The 19816-nt window shown below is 29.9% G+C and carries 25 protein-coding genes; 8 read left to right on the top strand and 17 right to left on the bottom strand.

Annotation, left to right across the window (positions count from 1 at the left end):
• Positions 1-7 precede the first annotated feature (7 nt).
• Complete coding sequence (locus tag MBBWO_RS05090) at positions 8-1222, bottom strand: ammonium transporter (protein WP_116669796.1); 1215 nt, start codon at positions 1220-1222, stop codon at positions 8-10.
• Between the two features lie 253 nt (positions 1223-1475).
• Here MBBWO_RS05090 and MBBWO_RS05085 point away from each other — a divergent pair, with 253 nt between their 5' ends.
• From MBBWO_RS05085 to MBBWO_RS05060, 6 genes are read left to right on the top strand one after another with little or no spacing between them, the layout of a single operon-like run.
• Complete coding sequence (locus tag MBBWO_RS05085) at positions 1476-1799, top strand: hypothetical protein (protein ID WP_116669795.1); 324 nt, start codon at positions 1476-1478, stop codon at positions 1797-1799.
• A gap of 4 nt (positions 1800-1803) precedes the next feature.
• Complete coding sequence (locus MBBWO_RS05080) at positions 1804-3027, top strand: HD domain-containing protein (protein ID WP_116669794.1); 1224 nt, start codon at positions 1804-1806, stop codon at positions 3025-3027.
• A gap of 9 nt (positions 3028-3036) precedes the next feature.
• Positions 3037-3585, top strand: a complete 549-nt coding sequence (locus MBBWO_RS05075) for a UbiX family flavin prenyltransferase (RefSeq protein WP_116669793.1) — start codon at positions 3037-3039, stop codon at positions 3583-3585.
• Positions 3586-4152: a precorrin-6Y C5,15-methyltransferase (decarboxylating) subunit CbiT gene (cbiT, locus tag MBBWO_RS05070; protein WP_116669792.1), complete on the top strand. Its 567-nt coding sequence runs from the start codon at positions 3586-3588 to the stop codon at positions 4150-4152.
• A gap of 3 nt (positions 4153-4155) precedes the next feature.
• A complete protein-coding gene (locus MBBWO_RS05065) occupies positions 4156-4914 on the top strand; it encodes a hypothetical protein (protein ID WP_116669791.1) in 759 nt (252 codons plus the stop codon).
• On the top strand, positions 4901-5515 hold the full coding sequence (locus tag MBBWO_RS05060) for a molybdenum cofactor guanylyltransferase (protein ID WP_394340364.1): 615 nt from the start codon (positions 4901-4903) through the stop codon (positions 5513-5515). The genes MBBWO_RS05065 and MBBWO_RS05060 overlap by 14 nt, the downstream gene beginning before the upstream one ends.
• On the opposite strand, the gene rrp42 is transcribed toward MBBWO_RS05060, so the two are convergent.
• From rrp42 to MBBWO_RS05005, 11 genes are all read right to left on the bottom strand, one after another.
• Positions 5512-6300 carry an exosome complex protein Rrp42 gene (rrp42, locus tag MBBWO_RS05055; RefSeq protein ID WP_116669790.1) on the bottom strand — a complete coding sequence of 263 codons (789 nt, stop codon included), beginning with the start codon at positions 6298-6300 and terminating at the stop codon, positions 5512-5514. The genes MBBWO_RS05060 and rrp42 overlap by 4 nt on opposite strands.
• 10 nt (positions 6301-6310) lie before the next feature.
• Positions 6311-7003 carry an exosome complex exonuclease Rrp41 gene (gene rrp41 / locus MBBWO_RS05050; RefSeq protein ID WP_116669789.1) on the bottom strand — a complete coding sequence of 231 codons (693 nt, stop codon included), beginning with the start codon at positions 7001-7003 and terminating at the stop codon, positions 6311-6313.
• A gap of 39 nt (positions 7004-7042) precedes the next feature.
• A complete protein-coding gene (gene rrp4, locus MBBWO_RS05045) occupies positions 7043-7948 on the bottom strand; it encodes an exosome complex RNA-binding protein Rrp4 (protein ID WP_116669788.1) in 906 nt (301 codons plus the stop codon).
• A 27-nt stretch (positions 7949-7975) separates the two neighbouring features.
• Positions 7976-8677, bottom strand: coding sequence for a ribosome assembly factor SBDS (locus tag MBBWO_RS05040; protein ID WP_116669787.1), 702 nt, complete (start codon positions 8675-8677; stop codon positions 7976-7978).
• A gap of 39 nt (positions 8678-8716) precedes the next feature.
• Positions 8717-9565 carry an archaeal proteasome endopeptidase complex subunit alpha gene (psmA, locus tag MBBWO_RS05035; RefSeq protein WP_116669786.1) on the bottom strand — a complete coding sequence of 283 codons (849 nt, stop codon included), beginning with the start codon at positions 9563-9565 and terminating at the stop codon, positions 8717-8719.
• 241 nt (positions 9566-9806) lie between these two features.
• Positions 9807-10166, bottom strand: a complete 360-nt coding sequence (locus MBBWO_RS05030; RefSeq protein WP_116669785.1) for an Rpp14/Pop5 family protein — start codon at positions 10164-10166, stop codon at positions 9807-9809.
• On the bottom strand, positions 10156-10854 hold the full coding sequence (rnp3, locus tag MBBWO_RS05025; protein ID WP_243408467.1) for a ribonuclease P protein component 3: 699 nt from the start codon (positions 10852-10854) through the stop codon (positions 10156-10158). Before rnp3 ends, MBBWO_RS05030 begins: the two co-directional genes overlap by 11 nt.
• 70 nt (positions 10855-10924) lie before the next feature.
• A complete protein-coding gene (locus MBBWO_RS05020; RefSeq protein ID WP_133241504.1) occupies positions 10925-11653 on the bottom strand; it encodes a hypothetical protein in 729 nt (242 codons plus the stop codon).
• Between the two features lie 6 nt (positions 11654-11659).
• On the bottom strand, positions 11660-12406 hold the full coding sequence (locus MBBWO_RS05015) for a zinc-ribbon domain-containing protein (RefSeq protein WP_116669782.1): 747 nt from the start codon (positions 12404-12406) through the stop codon (positions 11660-11662).
• A gap of 12 nt (positions 12407-12418) precedes the next feature.
• Positions 12419-13033, bottom strand: a complete 615-nt coding sequence (locus MBBWO_RS05010; RefSeq protein ID WP_116669781.1) for a zinc ribbon domain-containing protein — start codon at positions 13031-13033, stop codon at positions 12419-12421.
• Positions 13034-13088: 55 nt separating this feature from the next.
• The gene (locus MBBWO_RS05005; protein WP_116669780.1) at positions 13089-13292 is read right to left on the bottom strand and encodes a zinc ribbon domain-containing protein; all 204 of its coding nucleotides are present in this window, start codon (positions 13290-13292) and stop codon (positions 13089-13091) included.
• Positions 13293-13596: 304 nt separating this feature from the next.
• Between MBBWO_RS05005 and MBBWO_RS05000 the strand changes: the two genes are divergently transcribed.
• Entirely contained in the window at positions 13597-13890 is a 294-nt protein-coding gene (locus tag MBBWO_RS05000) for a transcriptional regulator (protein WP_116669779.1), read from the top strand.
• Position 13891: 1 nt separating this feature from the next.
• Here MBBWO_RS05000 and MBBWO_RS04995 read toward each other — a convergent pair whose 3' ends face one another.
• From MBBWO_RS04995 to MBBWO_RS04975, 5 genes are read right to left on the bottom strand one after another with little or no spacing between them, the layout of a single operon-like run.
• On the bottom strand, positions 13892-14866 hold the full coding sequence (locus MBBWO_RS04995) for a zinc ribbon domain-containing protein (RefSeq protein WP_116670029.1): 975 nt from the start codon (positions 14864-14866) through the stop codon (positions 13892-13894).
• 5 nt (positions 14867-14871) lie between these two features.
• Positions 14872-15849: a hypothetical protein gene (locus MBBWO_RS04990; protein ID WP_116669778.1), complete on the bottom strand. Its 978-nt coding sequence runs from the start codon at positions 15847-15849 to the stop codon at positions 14872-14874.
• A gap of 5 nt (positions 15850-15854) precedes the next feature.
• Positions 15855-16235 (bottom strand): zinc-ribbon domain-containing protein, encoded by a 381-nt coding sequence (locus MBBWO_RS04985; RefSeq protein WP_116669777.1) that lies wholly within the window; start codon positions 16233-16235, stop codon positions 15855-15857.
• Positions 16236-16268: 33 nt separating this feature from the next.
• Complete coding sequence (locus MBBWO_RS04980) at positions 16269-18527, bottom strand: DHH family phosphoesterase (RefSeq protein WP_394340363.1); 2259 nt, start codon at positions 18525-18527, stop codon at positions 16269-16271.
• A gap of 26 nt (positions 18528-18553) precedes the next feature.
• Positions 18554-19060: an outer membrane protein assembly factor BamD gene (locus MBBWO_RS04975; RefSeq protein ID WP_133241503.1), complete on the bottom strand. Its 507-nt coding sequence runs from the start codon at positions 19058-19060 to the stop codon at positions 18554-18556.
• A gap of 264 nt (positions 19061-19324) precedes the next feature.
• Between MBBWO_RS04975 and MBBWO_RS04970 the strand changes: the two genes are divergently transcribed.
• A complete protein-coding gene (locus MBBWO_RS04970) occupies positions 19325-19702 on the top strand; it encodes a desulfoferrodoxin (RefSeq protein ID WP_116669774.1) in 378 nt (125 codons plus the stop codon).
• Positions 19703-19816 lie beyond the last annotated feature (114 nt).

The raw sequence follows: 19816 nt of genomic DNA, 5'->3' as shown, positions 1-19816 counted from the left end.
TTAACCTCTAATGTAAATTATATGCAGATTCCTCATGAAGGTTAGTATCTAAACCAGTAACTTCTTCATGTTCTTCTACTCTTATTCCACCCATAGCTTTATCTAATACTTTAGCTATGACATAGCTTACAACAAAGGAGTAAACTAAAGTAACAACTACACTAAGTATTTGGATTAAAAGTTGTTCTGGATTTCCATATAATAATCCTGCAGCTTCATTTATTAGTGGTGTTGCAAATATACCTGTTGCAATTGCACCCCAAATACCAGACATTCCGTGAATTCCGAATACATCTAATGCATCGTCGTAACCTAATTTTGGTTTTAGGTAATAAATAGCTGCATATGATACTAAAGAAGCAACTGCACCAATAACTAATGCACCACTAACATCAACAAATCCAGCAGCAGGAGTAATTGCAACAAGACCTGCAACTGCACCAGAAATTGCACCTAACACTGTAGGTTTTCCAACAATATATGTATCTAATGCGGTCCATACAATTAATGCTATTGCTGCAGCGATATTGGAAACAAGAATTGCATTAGCTGCAAGACCATCTGCTGCAAGACCTGATCCTCCATTGAATCCCATCCATCCAAACCATAAGAGACCTGCTCCTAAAACAGCATATCCTAAATTATGAGGTAATAAGGAGGTATCTTTTCTTTTACCGAGAACAATAGCTGCTGCAAGAGCTGTAATTCCTGAGTTAATATGTACAACAGTACCTCCTGCAAAGTCTAAAGCTCCCATTTGCATTAACCATCCTCCTCCCCATACCCAATGAGCAATAGGGATGTAAGCGAATGTAACCCAAAGCACTATAAAAAGAATCCATGCTTTAGTTTTCATTCTTCCAACAATACCTCCTGAAACAAGAGCTGCTGTTAAACCAGCAAAAGCAAGTTGGAAAACAATAAATAAAATTTCAGGTATTGAGCCAGATAATGAATCAATTCCTATACCTTGAAGTAACAGATTAGCGGGCGCTCCAATAAATCCACTAATATCAGATCCAAATGCAAAGGAATATCCATAAATTACCCATATTACACTAACAATTGCAAAAGCTATAAAACTTAAAAACATTGTGTTTAAAACATTTTTCCGTTTACTTAAACCACCATAAAAAAAGGCAATAGCTGGGATACTCATTAACAATACTAAAATAGTACAAATTAAAACCCATGCTGTATCACCTGTACTAAAAATATCCATAATAATCAATCTTAATAATTTTTTAAAATATGCTAGTTAAATATAGTAAAATTTAATATATCGGAATACGGCTTCCACCTTCCGACAACATTTTCTTTGTTTTAAAACATATATAAATATTTCGGTGAAAATAACAAAATAATATAAACATTAATAAAATAGTAATATAAAATATAAAAATAACTAAAAATTGTTAAAAAAGACAACAATAAAAAAATATTTTGTTAAAAAATGTAATAAAAAAGATGTTAACATGAAAGAAAAAACAAAAGCTAAAATAGTAATAATTTTAATAATAAGCATTATTGCATGTGGCTTTGGTAGTTTAATTGGAACATTAACATCAGATATTGTAAACATAAAACTCGAAAATAATAAAATTGAAAAATTAAATGTTGTAAATGAGAATGGATTTGAGCCAAATACCATAGAACTAGTTCAAACTCCTGTAGAAAATGAAAATAATACAACAACAAATAACACAGCTATTGACAGCATAACTGGGAATATAAGCGAAACAATAAATGATACTGGAAATCTAATATGGGATACAATACAAAATTGGACAGGAATGTGATAATATGGGTATGAAAAAGAAATTCATTAGAGACAGCGTTTATGGAGACATAAGACTAAATGAAATTGAAGTTGAAGTAATGGACAATCCGCAATTTCAACGTTTAAGAAGAATAAAACAGTTGGGATTAATAAGCCTTATCTATCCTGGAGCAAACCATACCCGTTTTGAACATTCAATAGGAACCATGCATATTGCATCAAAATTAGCTGATAAATTAGATTTAAATCAAGATGATAAAGAACTTGTAAGAATTTCAGCATTATTACATGATATAGGTCATGGCCCATTCTCCCATGTTTCAGAGGGTGTTCTTTCATTCCCACATGAAGAATTAACCAAATATGTAATTAAAAACACAGCTATTCGTGATATTGTTGAAAAAAAATTCGACATAAACAAAATAATAGAAATTATTAATGGTGAAGGCAAATTCGGACCAATAGTATCTGGGGAACTTGATGCAGATAGAATGGATTATCTGTTAAGAGATTCACATTATACTGGAGTGGCATATGGTATTATTGATTACGAAAGAATCATCTCTAATATAAACTTAAATAAACACCTATCCCTTGATATAAAAGGAGTTCAAGCTGCAGAAGGGGCTCTTGTATCAAGATATTTCATGTATCCTAGTGTATATCAACATCACACAACTAGAATTGTTAATTCCATGTTTAGAAGAGGATTGAAAAAACTTATTGACAGCGGAGTTATTAATGAAAATGATATGTACAAATATGATGATGCAGATATCATTGGGATTTTCAGAAACTCAGAAGGTTATCCAAAGGAGATTATGGAAAGATTAGATAATAGAAATATCTTCAAAAGAGTTAAAACCATTAGGCTGGATAACTTTAAAACCCCTGAAAAGCTTTATAAAATTAAAAATAAAGAGCTTAGAAAAGCTGAAGAAGAAATAGCTATGGACTATGATATTGACAAAGATTATGTTATTTTAAATATAGCTGAGTATCCAAGATTTGATGAAATGAAAACAGAAGTCTCAGTTGATGGAAAGCTATACCCTTTAACTGAAATATCCAATATTATAGCTGCATTAAGTAAAGCAAGATTTAATATTCCGGATATTAGCCTTTATGTTCCTGAAGAAGAAAAATCTAAATTTAAGAAATTTAAAATGGAACATTATCTTGATTTACCAGAAATTGATAAAGAAAAATATCATAGTATTCATTATGATCAATTAAAATTATTTTAAGGAGATAAAATGATAGTGGTTGGAATAACAGGAGCAAGTGGAGTAATCTATGGTGTAAGATTACTGGAAGCTTTAAATGAGTTAAATATTGAAAACAGTTTAGTAATAAGTGATGCTGCAAAAACAGTGATTAATCATGAATTAGAAAGAGATGTGGAAGATGTTATTAAGTTAGCAGACAATTATTATGAGTTTCATGATTTAACTGCATCTATTAATAGCGGTTCTTTTAAATTTGACAGCTTAGCTATTGTTCCATGCTCTATGAAAACATTATCATCAATAGCTAATGGATATGGAGCAAATACCATTACAAGAGTTGCAGATGTAGCTTTAAAAGAACATAGAAAAACTGTTATTGTTCCTCGTGAAACACCACTTAGAAGCATACATATTGAAAATATGCTTAAATTATCCCAGGAAGGAGCAACTATTTTACCAGCAATGCCTGCATTTTACTCTGAAAAAGAAACTGTACAGGATCAAATTAATTTTATTGTAGGAAAAATACTTGATTCATTAGAAATTGAAAATAACATCTATAAAAGGTGGGAATAAATGATTGATGATTTAGATTTTATTAGCACATGTGATGTTCCGGGTCCAACAAAGGAAAATATAAGGGCTATTATCCTTTACAAATCGGAAGTTACATCAGATGAAACTGTTGTAGATATTGGTTGTGGAACAGGAGGAATAACCTGTGAATTTGCACAGCGTGCTAAAAAAGTTATATCTATTGATAAAAATCCCGAAGCAATTAATATAACTAAAAAAAATCTTAATAAATTTAATTTAGAAAATAATGTAGATTTAATATGTAATGATGGAATCAATGCTTTAAAAAATATTGAAGATATTGATATTGGAGTGGTTGGAGGAAGCGGTAGGGAACTTGAAAAGATTCTTGAACTTTTAGACAGTAAACTAAAACCAAATGGAAGAATTATCATTACAGCTATCTTGGTTGACACTAAAGTTGAAGCTGTCAATAAATTAAAAGACCTTGGATATAATCCGAAATTTGTTGAAGTGAATATATCAAAAGGCAGAATCCTTGACCGTGGCATAATGATGACAAGCGAAAATCCAATAGCTATCATTACTGCAAAAAAGAGAGGCTAAAAAATGAAAATTAACTGGAAACTTAAATTGGCAATTGGTTTAATCATTGCATCAGCTATATTGTATACAATAGCTTATTTCGGTTTTCATGAACCAGATAAAGTAATATTCTATATTGTTATTGATTTAGCTTTTATTCCCCTTGATATACTAATTGTAGCACTTGTTATTGAAAGTTTAATTGAGAAAAAAGAAAGAGAAACTGTTCTTGAGAAATTGGATATGATTTTAGGAGTATTCTTCTCTGAAATTGGTGATGAATTACTTGAAACTTTCACAAAAATCAATGCAAGTAGCGATGAAATAATTAAAAACCTTGAAAATATTGAAAATTGGAGTAAAAAGGATTATCAGAATGCATACAAACATCTTGAAACTAAAGGAGTTACTTTCAGCCCTTCAATTAAAGAAGAAGAAATTCCTACCTATATCAATGAATTAAAAGGAGTATTTGATGGAAAACGTGAATTCTTAGTGGGATTAATTGAAAATCCTAATATACTTGAAAAGGATAGTTTTTCAAATTTGATTTTAGCTATTTTCCACTTAGAAGATGAACTTAAATACAGAATACAACCTGAAGAAGTTGATATAGCTGATTTCAGACATATTGTTGGAGATATTGACAGAGTTTATAGTAAATTAACTCTTGAATGGCTTAAATACTTGGAATTCTTAAACAAGCATTATCCATATATGAGTTCAATAGCTCTCCGTACCAATCCATTTAATCCCAATAAAGATATTCATGTCCATGATTAAAATGAAAAGTTGTATTGTTTTATGTGGAGGACAAAGTAGAAGAATGGGTCGTGATAAGGGATCTCTTGTTATTGGAGATAAACCTATGATTTCCCATATACTTTCTACTCTTAACAATGAAATAGATGAAGCTATAATCGTTTTAAACAATCAAGATAGGATTGAAAAATATAAGAAATTTATTGAAAAATACACTTATTCTTTTAAAATAACCTTTGTTGAAGATGAAATAAAAAACAAGGGTCCTCTTTCTGGAATAAAAAGTGGGTTAAAATACACTCACAGCCAATACAGTCTTGTTTTACCTTGTGACAGCCCTTATATTTCAAAAAAATTAGTAAATTATCTGTTTAGTCAAATTGAATATGAATATGACTGCATTGTTCCTTATCATGACAAGAACAATAAGCTGCAAACATCTGAACCACTGCACTCAATATACAGTCAAAATGTAGTTGACAAAATAGAAAAGTTAATAAAAAAAGATATTCTACACATTAAAGGTTTAATTGAAACTTTAAATTGTAAATATGTAGAAATAGATAATAAAAAATTGTTAAAAGAAGAATTTAAAAATTTAAATAGACCAGAGGACATTTAAATATAATTAAATAATTCTTTTGATTTTGAAATAGCCATATTTACAGCACTAGATATTTCATCTGGAGTTAATGGGCTGGAACCGCCTTTTTGCATAGCACAGATTCTACCTTCATCAGTAACTCCAACATTTAAACGTGCATCTGCAACTTCTTCTTCAATTAAATTAGGATCAATAACTAATCTATCCCCAATTTTAACAAAAGTACACATTGCAACATTTTTATTAATAGATAATGGTACAGTGTTTTCTTTATCAATTACAGGTTCATCATCTACAATAGTTGCAGTAGGTAATCTAGTTGATTTTAATGCTGCCATAACAGCTAATTCACATGCATCAAAGAGGTTTCCACAGTTATCAATAATATTTAAGTCAATGAATAACATCCAAACATGTTTACCTTCTTCAACACAGAGTTTTTCTAAATCCACCATTTCACTTTCACGTATTCCCCTATCAACAACACGAGCAAGTTCAATAGATTCTTCACCAGGAGGACCTGGTTCAAAAGTAGGGTCAGCCATTGGCAACATTTCACAGTTAGTCATTAAGACACCTAACTCAGGAGTGTCTGGGAATGGAGCACCTAACTGAGGTTTTACACCAGCAATAACTTGAGTTCCACCTAATATAACCTTTGCAGAACCTTCTGCTTTAGAAATAACATTAGTTTCAATAGTTATATCCCTATATTCAGTAAGTTCCCTACCATCTTCCCTTTTATCATTGTTAACAAGATTTATAATACTTTCTTTAGTAATTTCAGGTGTAATGTTAGTCATCTAAATCTCCTCATTCTGTAGAATATTTTTCCATTAAAGCAGCTTTTTGGATTTCATTAACTTGTCTACAACCTTCCATAGCTAAATCCAATGCTTTATTAAATTCTTCTTCTGTTAAGTCCCCGTCACTTTGAAGTAAAGTAATTTCACCAGTTCTAGGCATCATAGCTATTGGAACATCTGCCTGACCTTCTTTATCTTCAACTTCAGATAAATCTAAAACAATTTCATCATTTACTTTACCTGCAGCACAACCAACAACAATATCCTTCATTGGAATTCCTGCATCAACTAATGCAACAGATGCAGCAGTAATTCCAGCACAACGGGTTCCTCCTTCTGCTTCAATAACTTCAATAAATACATCCACCATTGAACGAGGATAATTTTCTAACATTAATGCAGGCCTTAATGCATCTGCAGTAATTTTTGAAATCTCTGAAGATCTTCTATCTGGACCTGGTCTTTTTCTATCATCTACAGAAAATGGAGCCATATTATATCTGCATCTTATTACTCCAGTATTTGGTTCAAGTAATCTTCTAATATAAGATTCTCTTGGTCCATAAACAGCTACTAAAATTTTATTTCCACCAACTTCTAAATAAGCAGAACCATCTGCACGTTCAAGAACCCCTGCTTCTATTTTAATAGGACGTAACTCATTATATTTCCTACCGTCTTCTCTAATCATCTCTGACATTTTAATACCTCATTTTATAAAAAAGTAACCATCCTCTATTTAGTAATCCTTATTGTTTAGTATAAATGAATTTTGAGGCTTATTAGCTATTGAAATTGAATTATCTTTTTTGCTTTTTTTCTTAAACTCCTCAATTGTTTCATAGAACAAGTCTTTATTTTGCTTTTCTTTTTCTTCACGTTCTAATTCTTCTTTAAAATTTTGGAGTTTAGGTTTTTCAAGTTCTTCATAGTCATCCTCAGATTCATCATCCTCTTGTTCCTCTTCAAGAACTATACCATCAATTTCCAAGTATAATTTCCTTTTGATTTTATCAGTAAGACCAGAGGTGTGTGCTTCAGATTCAATTAAATGGATAATATTTTTAGTAAGTTGTTCCATGTCTTCTTCACCTTTAACCCATACAAGACCATTCTGACCTACAACAATCTTACATTGGGTTTTATCTTTAATCATGTTAATCATGGAACCTTTTTTACCGATTAATCTAGGAACTTTAGTTGGAGTAATTTCTACAACTATACCTCCATTGAATTTACCCATTCCTCTTCCTTTAAGGCCTAGTTTTGCTTTTTTAACTTCATCTACCTCAACAACTCTTAAAAACAAAACATCTCCAACATCAAACATTTTGTTGAGTTCTTTTTTTTCTCTTCCAAAGACTTCAAAAGCAGGTAAAATTCCAGAATAAGGGGAATTAATATCAACATCCCACATAGAAAACCTTACATCTTCTATTTTTCCAATTACAACATCTCCTTTTTTAGGAACATATTTGCTTTTAAGAGGAATAACTCTAATTTTTTTATTCCTTAAAGAAACAAGCCCCATTAAAGAAGAACATATTTTACCATCTTCTTTAAAAGTACCTCTTCCTGGATAGTAGTCATCATCTGCTAATACTTCACCAGGAATAACCAAATCTTTATTTTCCACATATATCATCGTAAAACCCCATAGGGTTGAAAAAACTTATTTAATAGTTTTTGTCTCTGCTTCTCCACCTGAAATTTCAGCCATTTTAGATGCAAATTTATCTTGAAGACCACCAGGTATTTCTACAATAGCTATCCAAGAACCATCTTGTTGCCATTCTTCATTAACAATTTCACCAAATGGATGAATTGCAGAGTAAGCACTACCTGCAGCAGATCCTGGAAGGCGAACAGCTACTTTAACTTTTTCAAATCTAATAGGAATAAGTGGCTTAATAGCTTTTAAAGCTGTTTGTACTTGTTGTTCAACTGATGTAAATGGATCAACTTTAACTTTAGCTTCATCCATTGCATTTTCAATCCTTTGAGCAGGATGCGGAAGACCAGTTTGAGGATTAATAGACTCCCTAGAAATTTTATTTATAATTAATTTCCTTTTATCCTTCTGCATCTGTCTTTTTTGCTCAGCAGTTAATTGAACAGTTCCTTTTTCAAGGATAATCTTAGAAACTTCAATAGGATCTGTAGTTTCAAAAATTTTATTCATAGCTTCATCAGAAGCTTTATCTCCTTTTTTAGAGTCTTTAAAAATTTCTTCTATAGCTAAAAGGTCTTCAATGGCAACATCCTTTCCATCAGGATTTCTAAACTCTGCAGCCAAATCTGGATCTACTAAAATCTCAAAATGTTCACCATAAGACTCATATTTTGCTATAATTGCATCATCTATATTTACCATTAAAAAACCTCCCAACTAACAATTTAAATTTAAATAAACTTATTCAGCATCATCTTCAGCATCAGCATCTTCATTTTCTTCTTCTTTTGCTTCTTCTTCAGCCTTTTTAGCTTCTTCTTCAGCCTTTTTAGCTTCTTCTTCAGCTTTTTTTGCTTCTGCTTCTAATTTTGCCATTAAATCATCAATATATTTTTGAACTTCTTCATCAGAAAGTTTTGAGTAACTGTTATCTTCTGCTGAAATAACCGCTATTTCAACATTGTTAGAAGAAGTGTCATGTTCAGTAGCATCATTAATAGCTTTTAATGCTAATTCAATGGATTCATCAAGAGTCATATCATCTTTATACTCTTCTTCAAATACATCCATTACAGTATTTCTTCCTGCACCAATAGCTGTAGCTTTGTATTCAATTAATGCACCACTTGGATCAGTTTCAAATAATCTGCAGGAACCATTGTATACTCCACCAATAATTAAAGCAGAACCAAATGGTCTTACACCCCCATTTTGGGTGTACATTTGTAACATATCACATAATTTTTTAGCTAAAGATTCAACTCTAATTGGTTCAGAATAGGTAATTTTATTAATTTGAGCTTCTACTCTTGCTCTTTCAACTAAAGCTCTTGCATCTGCAACAAGACCTGAAGTAGCTGCACCAATATGTTGATCTATCTCAAATATTTTTTCAATGGATTTAGATTCAACTAAGTTAGATGTAGTTCTTTTATCTACAGCTAATACAATACCTTCAGGACATTTAACACCAATAGAGGTGGTTCCTCTTTTTACAGCTTCTCTAGCATATTCTACTTGGAAAAGTCTTCCATCTGGGCTAAATACAGTAATTGCCCTATCATATCCAGCATTTTGTAAAGGTTGCATAATTTTACCTCACTTATTATTATTTATTAATAATCTTTATTTTGAAATAGTATTTCTTAAAAAAATAAAAACCATATCTCCGTGAAATGGTATTTAACAATAATAAATTTATCATCTATTGTTAAATTAAATAGTTATTCTTTAATCCATAAATTCAGTAAATTATATATTATTATATATTAATAAAGTTTTCTATTTTAAAATAACCATTAGTAACTAAAATATTTTTATAAGAAAAATCCTAAACAAATTTATTTACCGACGCTTTTATAGTTCCAGACAAACCAATTACATTAATAGCTACTTTTTTAGAATTATATTTAGAAACACAACATAAAGCAGCCCTTACATTATCTTCAAAACCTCTTTGACATCTGATAACTGCCTTATAATAGTTATACTCCTCATTTTTTTCAATTTCATAAAAGCGCATAACCCATAAATTAAAATTAGATGTTGTTAACTCACCCCAAAAACGGATACATCCATCCCATATCAATCCAACAAATTCATCCTTATTTAAATCACCTTTAACCTTAATATCAACAGTTAAATAGCGATTATTTTTTCTGAGAGTAGGAGGCAATACTTTAAGCTTCATTATTAACCACCCTCACACCTTTAAACAGTAAATTTTTCCTATCCCTATTATAATCAAGAATTTCTTTGGGATAAGCCATAGCTTTTAAAACTTCATCTTCACTAAGACCAGTAGCTATGAAAAAAGCTTTAAAATCATTAACAGAGCGAATATCAAAAATATCCTTAGCCCTGGAGGATAATATTAATGGGAAATTAAATTTCCTATGTAAAATGTAGATATCTTTAAAATTAGAAATGATTTTAGCCCTATGTGAGAGATAGCTATTTAAGATATCTTTAAAAACAAGCTCGACAGCTACATTATTCCTAAAAGCTTCTTTTGCCAATACTTGATTTAAACCAGAATCTTTTCTCTTAAGATAAGGCCTTGAGAGTACATCAAGCTGAATATTCTCACAAACTGCCCTATTGATTTTTAAATCTCCACCAACAACAGAAATACAGTTTACTTTATCCCTAAATTTTTTTGAAATTTTTCTAATTTCATTAACATTCTTAGGTTTAATTTCCAAAGTGTAATCTATAGAAATAACATCAGTTAACTCTTCTTTTAAATCATCCCTAAATTCTAAAGAGTTTTTAAAGTTATCCTGATTATATGAAAAATTAATATGATTCCAACCATATTTTTTAGCTTCAATAGCTAATTCAAGATTATTTTCAAAAGTATTTCCCTTAATATTCAAATCAAAAAACATTAATTAGAAATATATATTTTATTATCTATTAAATTTATGATTTTTAAAAAAAAAAAGTTTAGAAGCGTAGAGAATCTACAGCTTCAATTAATTCATCCATATGATCTTCCATCAATTCAAAAGAATTTCGGTCAAATTCTTCATAGATAAATGCCGGAACACCACCTTCAATTAAAGGTAATGTTAAATAATCAGTACTTGTAGGGTTTGGAGGAATATAGTATGTAGAAAATCCAATATCCCTTACAACCTGATTAGCATAATCTTTAGAGATATCCATTTGATTTGGAGAGAAAATAAATTGATTTTCATCCCAATTACCTTGATTTGAATGAACATCTACAACTAATGAAAGATTTTTATCAATTGCATCAGGCACAATATAGTTTTGAGCAAGTAACTGGCCATTCATTCTTCCGCTATCATAATCATCTCTATTTTGGGTGACATTTATCTCATATAAGTAATATGCATAATCTAAATCATCACTTTCATCGTAAAACTCATTTAAAAATGCACTGTGAGCCTGATTTTCCAAAGGATGAAGACCAACAACATAACCTATTTTAATATTGGAATTTGGATTACCAAAAGGTCCTGAAATTTTAACAGAACCATAACTTTCTTCACCTAAAACATTGTCCGGCAGATTAGTGTTAATATTACTATTCTGCTGTTGTACAGATGCAACAGACTGGGAATTGTTTGTGAGCATAGCTGCTGCAAAAACTGCAATCAAAGCTATAATCACAACTAAAATTATTAACAAAATTTTATTATTTTTCATAAGAATCTAAACAACTGCAGTTTCAGGTAGCTGACCAGTATTTTTATAATCTATTAAAATATCAGAAGCTATACGTAGCATATTTAATGGTGAAATATCAGGAACTCCACCAGTATAAATACCAACATAATTTGGAACCTGACCATTTGATTCAATCCATGATGAAAAACGACCACAAATGTCTACATATTCATGAATAGAAATTGTTTGGGTAATATCTGCTCCACTTGGAGACGGTGCATAAGCAGGATTTCCAACACTAATTGTTCCTCCAGTATTACCTGAATTTATCTCAACAATAGATTTTGTTAAAATGTACAAACATTGAGAAGTATCCAAAGTAACAGATTTAAAGTTAATTGAACTTGGATAACCTTGTTCAGACAAAGCTTGTGCTAAATTTGGAGCTTCTGAAACTGGAAATGCAGAAAGTGAAACAGATTGAACTGTATCTTCAGCTACTTGTCCACTACTTGATTGGCTAATTCCAAATACATTACTATTTGAACTGCCATTTGAACTATCATCACTATTTAAAACACCCATAGCTAGTACAACTAAAACTACTAAAACAATAGCTGCAACAACAACTGCACCAATTAAAACAGGGGATGTCTTTTCATCTTTTTTATCATTATCTTTTTTTACAATACGACTTCTACCATGCCCCTTATTTTTCTTTATTTCATTACCACAAAATTTACAAAATTTTGCATCATCCGGGATTTTCTTTCCACATTTTGGACAAAACATTATCTTTTAACCTCATTGATATTTATAAACCTCAACACTCCAACTTTCAGTTTCAAAATAATCAATTGTAAATGTAGTGGTTGATGAAGATGTGAAAGACAGGGAATCAGATTTTGATGCAACAGCACTTGTTGAACCCCAATCAACACCAGCAGATTCACCATTAGACCCTGTTAAATACAAATGATTAGTAGCATAGTTTTTAATTGGAAATGCACTTATGTCAATTCTTATCTCACCTGATGGAACACTTATTGTCTGAGAACCTGATCCTGAGCCTGAAAATGAACCAACAGAAACCCATGACTTTTCAGCACTTGCAGATGAACTCTGAGAACTGGAAGAAGTCACAGCAACAGACGATTCTTTATTAGCTTCAACAGCTTTTGCATCATCCCCACCATTATCTGAAGTGAGACTTAAAGCAGTGAAAACTAATGCAACAAGAACAATAGCTGCAACAACAATAGCAACTGCTAAAATTTTAGTATTACTGTTATTTTTAGAGTCAGAGGAAGTATCTGATTTAACATTAACTGATTGATTATTTTTACTAACTTGCGTACCACAGTACTTACAAAACTTCGCATCATCTTTAATTGCTTTACCACACTTAGGACAAAACATTAAATACCTCCCAATTTAATATAATAAAAATTCAATTGAAAAATAAAGTGTAAATTTAATTATATATAATAAAATAGCTAATAATAGCTGATAACATTATAATTACAATAATTAAACCAAATAAAATATAATTAATAGATTCTGGAAGATCTTCATCATCTTCAAGTTCTTCTTTTTGATTTTCTAATATGGGCATGCCACAATTAGAACAAAATTTTGAGAACTCACTCATCTCATAACCACAATAATTACACTTCATTATACCAACATATTTATATTTAAAAAGGACATATATAATAAATTATCTATAAAATATTATATTTTAAGTTAACTAATAAAAATATATAACATACATAACAATAAAAAAGATACTATAAAAAAAGAAGCAAGAAGAAAAATATTTATATTAAAAAATATTAATATTCTTTGAAAATAATTAAAAAAACAATAAAATATTATTGTAAAAAATTAACATAATTATATTTTTTATTAAATAAATTGTGTTTAACATGAAACAATAATATTGAAAACAGTTTTATATTAAAAGAAAGAGAATTATAATCATGGTTAATGAAGGAGATGAGCTTCTAAAACTTGTTTCATATGTGAAAATTTCCAAATATAGGGAAAAAACTGTGAAATCAATAGGAGAAAATGTAAAAATACCTACCAAAATTGCAAAAGATAGTGGTATAAGAACTAATCATATCTCCAAAGTTTTAAGTGAGCTTAAAGGAAAAGAAATTGTTGAGTGCATCAACGAAGAAGCTAGAAAAGGTAGATTATACCGTTTAACTAGCACTGGAAAAGAAGTACTAGACAATATTAAGGATAATGATGGGGAAGACAAAGAATAAACTAAAAGTTTTCTAGCCCCTCCTTAATAAACATTAACTCATCCCGATTTCTACTTAAGGTGGCTTCATCAAAAATAACATTTAATAATTGAATCAATTGCTTATTTTTTAAATCTAAATCTAAGCATTGATTTGTTTCTAATTCTATCGAATCAAATTTGGGAACTGTTGAATCTTTTTTATACTGAATTTTAATGAGATTTCTTAAATCATCATCAATATATTTTTCAAGATAAACAATAATCTCATTTGCAAAACTATTTCCTAAAATAATAGCTAGTTCTAAATTGTCTTCACTAATATCAGACTGCCTAACTAGATTATTGAAAGATCCGTAATTCTGATATCCATAAGGAATAAATCTGCCTTCTACAGTATGGGCACAATATTCAAACATTATTTCAAGTTCTCCAAATGTTAAGAAGAACCAGACAAAACTTTCCAAGGTTTTAGAAGTTTTTACATCAAATGCTTCACATAAAACATTTAAGATAATTTTAAACAATAGACAGTGAGCTAATTCATGAATTATAGTAGCTATTTGAACAGAATCATCTAACCTATCATCATATTCCAGGGTAGTGCCCATATTAGCTCCAAATTCAACACCTCTAGACTTAGTCTTGCACTTTGCAAATTTACTGGCAATATCTAAGACTTTATCTTTGGCTGTAGTGCCCACAATAGGTGTAAATGCCTGTTTATTAAAGATATTGTTTAGAATAGAGTAATATTCCATAACTGATAAATCGAAGTTAGCTAATTGTTCCCTATAATAATCTGAGAATAATATATCAAAACTCTCAATAGTGAATGTACTTAACGGAGAACCGCAGTTACTACAGATAGTTGCCTCATCCTCATTTAATGTAGCGCAAAGAGGACAAATATTATCCTTTAATAATTTGTTACCGCAATGAAAACAATATTTATTCTCTTTAGAGTTATATGTACCGCAAATATCACAGATTTTCATATTAATCATTTAAAAATATCTTTAATAAAATTTGAAACTTTACCCATATTTCTATTAAACTTAATAGATTTTCCACAATTTAAACAGTAATCACTATTATAGTCTAAAATAGCACCACAGGTACAGACGATTTTTGATTTAATAATTCTATGAGGATTTAATGGTCTGCCACATTTCTGACAAACTTTTACATTTAAAGGATTTTTAGTACCGCAAATACAGATTAAAGATTGCTGCTCTTTATTTAATTCTTTCCCACAATTAATACAGAACATATCATTAATGCTGTTTAATGTAGAGCAATCACAAAGTATCTGTATATTATTTGAAGAAGTACCTATATTTAAAAGAGGGGCTCCACAACTATTACAATAAGCATCCCCAATCCTATTTTCTTCACCACAAAAACAGAATACTGAATCATTATACTTCAAGTTAAAATTACTTTTTAAATCTTCTTCAACAATTCTTTCATCATCAGAAAGTCTCATTCCACAAATTTCACAGTATAAATTTTCACTTGAATTAATAGCTCCACATTTACATTTAATTACACTATTTGAATATGGACTGCCACTGCTTAAACTTCTTCCACAGTTATAACAGTAATAACTTCCATTATCATTTAAAGCACCACATTCACAGCGAATTGTTTTTATTTTCTTTTTAACCTTTCTTTTAATTCTTAATTTGTCAAATTTACTTTTTTTAAGGTTTTCTCCACAGTTAAAACAATGCTTATTTGAAATTTCATTTAAAAAACCACATGAACAAAGTTTATAGTTAAACTTAACACCAGGTCTTTTAATAAATGGTGAAAAATCAATATCAAAATTAAAAAATCCAACATCATAGAGAGGAGGTGTGAAAATAGCTGGATTATCATATTTTTTCAAACCTGTTTCAGCACCACAGCTACTGCAGGTATCTTCACCTAGATGAATCCTTGAACCACATTCCACACAATAATTTCTTAAAACCATTAAAATCAACTATGAGACTGTAAAAATTGATAAATTTTCTTTATTATAAAAAGTCCAACTGCAGAAGGTATGATAAATATAACTACTATACATAGAGCAGCAATTAAACTTACAAATATATCTCCTTTTGATGAATCAATATAAAACCATAAGTCATTAAATGCCCATATGAAAATAGCTACTGCTTCAACAACTAAAAATGATTTAATTTTAGCAATTCTATACTTATGTTTTTCCTCATCAAATTTATAAAATATCTTTTTAATTAATGAAGGTTCTTCCACTACTTCAAAATGATTATCTGTGTTATCAAAGGATTTTCCACACTGTACACAGAATTTAACATAATCTTCATTTTCACTTCCACATCTAGAACAGATTTTCATAGAATAACCTTTTTTAATTAATTAAAAAAGAAGTTAAAGTTTATTCATTGATTTAACTTCATTAGTAAATTCAGATAGTACTTCCTCACCAAGTCCTTCAACATACTTTATAGATCCTGCACATTCATGGCCTCCACCATCAATACCTGCAGAAGGAATTCTTTCAGCCAAATTATCTACAATAGTATTTACACTAAATCCAAACTGTTCATTAACAGCATCAGTAGCTCTGATTACACCAAAATCAGGACCATGTCCAAGAGTTACAATAGGTTTATCCTCACCAATTTCTTTTACAATTTTATCATGGACAAATCCACATGTTTTACCTGGAGCAGGGAATGTAAATTTATGAGCGTACTTTTCAACATCCATAATATTAAAGTAAATTCCATTATCAAACTGCATCTTCTCAATATTAGGAAGTGCTGCTTTAAGTTGAGTGTTTACTCTTTTTTGATATTCCTTATAAAGTGCATTTACCATTTTTTCATGCTTGTCAATATTATCAACCGCTAAAATAGTATCCATTATTCCTCTACCATTCATAAATCTAAGGAAATATGCTTCAAAGTCAACACATTCAGCTATAATAGCTAACCCTTCTTTATTAAAGCCTTTCTTCTCAGCTAGTTCAATATATTGATATACTTCACCAGATTCTGCATGGTCACCTAATGCAGCTATTGCTGGAAGATGTATGATTAAATCTTTAACATCAGGGTTGATTATATGAGCAACTTCAGTAGCTAATGCACCAGCAGTTAACTGAGAGTCTCCTCCAACTAAATAAGGGTTAACATGAGTATCTACATATTCATCTACTTCAACAGTTCCTCCAATGATTTCTCCATCTTTTTCCTCTTTAGTGATTAGTTCTCCTGGGAAGTGATGGTCAATTACAACGATTTCAATATCATAGATTTTTGCCTGCATTAAAGCAGTTATATCCTCTTCTGTTGAACCATTATCTAAAAGAACAATTAATGGTAATTTCTGACCATGTCTTTCCTGATCTTCTAAAGCAAAAGATAAGTCCTTAACAACATCTTCCAGTTCATAGAAAGGTGCTTTACTTGGAGATCTTTTGAAATAGTAGTATTGAGCATCATTATTTGGATTTACTTCTTCAATTAATGGAATTAAAGCTTTTTCCATAGCTACTCCTGCACAGATACCATCAGCATCTGCATGATGTCTAACAAGAATAGATCTACCATCTAAAATAGCTCTTCTTATTTTTTGAGCAGCTTCTCTCATCTTAGGTTTAAGTCTGTTTAATACATCACTTTTAACTAAGAAATCAACATCTTCAGGTTCAGCTCTTTTATTTAAAGCTTCATCAATTAATATTTTGAGTTTTTCTTCTTCATGTCCTTCCAATTTAGTTAAAGACTGATTTTCAATTTGAGTTTTACCGTCATGCTGATTTACATCACCAATAACTTCTATAACATCTCCAACATCAACATCAGGATATGCCCTTACTCCTGCTTCATCAAAAGCAGCTACTGCAGTAACACCTGTTTCATCAGTTATTGTGAAAATTGTTGGACCAGAAGTCTGTTGAACCTGTAAAACTTCACCATCAATACGAACTAATTTACCCATTTTATTTTCAAGCTCTTCAATAAGAGTCCTGTTAATAGATTTAGTTAATTTTTTAATCTTATAATTATTAACTTTAGCTGGAGCCATGTCAATTTTTCTTTCCCTTGATTTAATTGATGTGATTCTTGTAATTACTTCATCTCCAACATTATAATTTGAAGTATTACACCTCATAAGACCCCATACATTATTATTTAAGGTTACAAAAGCACCATATTTTTCTACACGAGTGATTTTTCCTTTATATAAACAATCTTTATCCATGTCACTCATTTCACATAAAGGATCCAATACATAAACTTCTTTTTCTTCATTAAGGCGCCTTTGTACTTCATTTTCTTTATTCATTTTTTCCTCCTTAATCTTATCATAGCAGTCTTTACAGTGGTCATATTTAGTGTTAATTCTTTTTCCACATCTTCTACAAACATTTACACGACCTTTTCCATTACAATAATCACAGTCTTCAAAAACTTTAATTTGGCCTTTTCCATTACAAATTTCACATGGGATGTCTTGATCTGCACTTAAATCAAATTTTGCACGTGCATTACTATTTACTCCTTTAAAATGACTTCCCACATCAAAAGAATCAACATAACCAGTTCCACCACAGTTTTCACATTCTTTATAATCAACAATGACAGAACATTTACCTTTACATTTCGGGCAATCAATCATCAAGTTTAAAACCTCTTAAATAGCTTTTAAATTAAATTAAAGTAATCAGGATTATTATTCACTAAATTATCTCTTGAATTTTTTAAATCTACAGCTTGACTCATTAAATCATTTGCTTTAGATGCATATTCATTACCTAATTCATCATCACCATTATTATAATAATCAATAGCAGTAATTAGATTATTATTAGCATCACTTTTTAGGGAAACTTCACTATACAGCAAATCAATATAATCCACCTGCACCTCTTCTATAGTTTCACTATAATTACTTTTAATCTCAAGCAAACTCTTTAAAGCATTATCATATTCAACAGTGGCTAATTTGGCTTTACTAAGTGCATTTGAATAGTTATTATTATTCATAAGGTCAACAGATTCATTATAATAAGAGTTACCTCCATTTATAGCATTTTCAATAGAAGATATCTCATTATTAATTACATACACTGGACCATTAATACATCCACTTACCATCACTGTTAACAGTAAAACAAAAATAAAAATTAGCTTTTTTATTTCTTTTTTCACAATATCATTATTTATATTTCATATATTAAATAGTTGCTATATGAAAAAATATAAAAAATAACAAAATAAGGTTTAAATTAAAAAATAAATAAATTATAATAATTATTTATAAAAATATCAACTTAAAATCAATATTTGTTAAAATAAAGGAAAAATATTCATTTAATTTTATAACATTAAATAAATTGTTTTAAAATAAACGAAATAATTATATAGTTTTTAAATACTATTGTTAATTAATAAAATTAATAGGTTGTGTTATATATGACTAACATTGGTGAATTTTATAAATGTAATGTATGTGGAAACTTTGTTGAAGTAGTTGAAAATGGAGCAGGAGAACTTACCTGCTGTGGACAAGCTATGGACTTAATGGAAATCCAAACAGAAGGAGAAAAAGCACCTAAACATGCTCCAGTAGTTGAAATTGACGGAGACAAAGTAACTGTATGTGTTGGAGAAGTACAACACCCAATGGATGATGATCACTACATCCAATTTATCGAATTAACTGTTGGGGATGAAAAATATCTCAAACAATTAAAACCTGGAGATGAACCTAAAGCAACTTTCATTGTAGATGCTGCAGATGATGTTGTTGCAAAAGCTTTATGTAACCTCCATGGTCTTTGGAGTAACTAAACTCCCTTCTTTTTTTCTTTTTTTTTATTAAATCAATACACTTTAAATTAATCACTTCTTTTGTTAAATCATAACTATTTAATAACAAGTATATACTATTAAAATCAATATTAT

Origin of the sequence: Methanobrevibacter woesei (assembly GCF_003111605.1) — an archaeon.
GTDB lineage: Archaea > Methanobacteriota > Methanobacteria > Methanobacteriales > Methanobacteriaceae > Methanocatella > Methanocatella woesei.
Note: the sequence above shows the minus strand (reverse complement) of the source record. Positions and strands in the feature narration are given on the sequence as shown.

Bases quoted from the DNA above. Each gene is read 5' to 3' on its own strand.
- MBBWO_RS05060 (WP_394340364.1), top strand. From the start codon at position 4,901: ATGTCCATGATTAAAATGAAAAGTTGTATTGTTTTATGTGGAGGACAA.
- MBBWO_RS05005 (WP_116669780.1), bottom strand. From the start codon at position 13,292: ATGAAGTGTAATTATTGTGGTTATGAGATGAGTGAGTTCTCAAAATTT.
- MBBWO_RS05075 (WP_116669793.1), top strand. From the start codon at position 3,037: ATGATAGTGGTTGGAATAACAGGAGCAAGTGGAGTAATCTATGGTGTA.
- MBBWO_RS05020 (WP_133241504.1), bottom strand. From the start codon at position 11,653: ATGAAAAATAATAAAATTTTGTTAATAATTTTAGTTGTGATTATAGCT.
- MBBWO_RS05080 (WP_116669794.1), top strand. From the start codon at position 1,804: ATGGGTATGAAAAAGAAATTCATTAGAGACAGCGTTTATGGAGACATA.
- MBBWO_RS05030 (WP_116669785.1), bottom strand. From the start codon at position 10,166: ATGAAGCTTAAAGTATTGCCTCCTACTCTCAGAAAAAATAATCGCTAT.
- cbiT (WP_116669792.1), top strand. From the start codon at position 3,586: ATGATTGATGATTTAGATTTTATTAGCACATGTGATGTTCCGGGTCCA.
- MBBWO_RS04990 (WP_116669778.1), bottom strand. From the start codon at position 15,849: ATGGTTTTAAGAAATTATTGTGTGGAATGTGGTTCAAGGATTCATCTA.
- MBBWO_RS04980 (WP_394340363.1), bottom strand. From the start codon at position 18,527: ATGATTGATTGCCCGAAATGTAAAGGTAAATGTTCTGTCATTGTTGAT.
- psmA (WP_116669786.1), bottom strand. From the start codon at position 9,565: ATGCAACCTTTACAAAATGCTGGATATGATAGGGCAATTACTGTATTT.
- MBBWO_RS04970 (WP_116669774.1), top strand. From the start codon at position 19,325: ATGACTAACATTGGTGAATTTTATAAATGTAATGTATGTGGAAACTTT.
- MBBWO_RS04985 (WP_116669777.1), bottom strand. From the start codon at position 16,235: ATGAAAATCTGTTCTAGATGTGGAAGTGAAAATGAAGATTATGTTAAA.
- MBBWO_RS05085 (WP_116669795.1), top strand. From the start codon at position 1,476: ATGAAAGAAAAAACAAAAGCTAAAATAGTAATAATTTTAATAATAAGC.
- MBBWO_RS05010 (WP_116669781.1), bottom strand. From the start codon at position 13,033: ATGTTTTGTCCTAAGTGTGGTAAAGCAATTAAAGATGATGCGAAGTTT.
- MBBWO_RS05015 (WP_116669782.1), bottom strand. From the start codon at position 12,406: ATGTTTTGTCCAAAATGTGGAAAGAAAATCCCGGATGATGCAAAATTT.
- rrp41 (WP_116669789.1), bottom strand. From the start codon at position 7,003: ATGTCAGAGATGATTAGAGAAGACGGTAGGAAATATAATGAGTTACGT.
- MBBWO_RS05000 (WP_116669779.1), top strand. From the start codon at position 13,597: ATGGTTAATGAAGGAGATGAGCTTCTAAAACTTGTTTCATATGTGAAA.
- MBBWO_RS05065 (WP_116669791.1), top strand. From the start codon at position 4,156: ATGAAAATTAACTGGAAACTTAAATTGGCAATTGGTTTAATCATTGCA.
- rrp4 (WP_116669788.1), bottom strand. From the start codon at position 7,948: ATGATATATGTGGAAAATAAAGATTTGGTTATTCCTGGTGAAGTATTA.
- MBBWO_RS04995 (WP_116670029.1), bottom strand. From the start codon at position 14,866: ATGAAAATCTGTGATATTTGCGGTACATATAACTCTAAAGAGAATAAA.
- MBBWO_RS05040 (WP_116669787.1), bottom strand. From the start codon at position 8,677: ATGGTAAATATAGATGATGCAATTATAGCAAAATATGAGTCTTATGGT.
- rrp42 (WP_116669790.1), bottom strand. From the start codon at position 6,300: ATGACTAACATTACACCTGAAATTACTAAAGAAAGTATTATAAATCTT.
- MBBWO_RS05090 (WP_116669796.1), bottom strand. From the start codon at position 1,222: ATGGATATTTTTAGTACAGGTGATACAGCATGGGTTTTAATTTGTACT.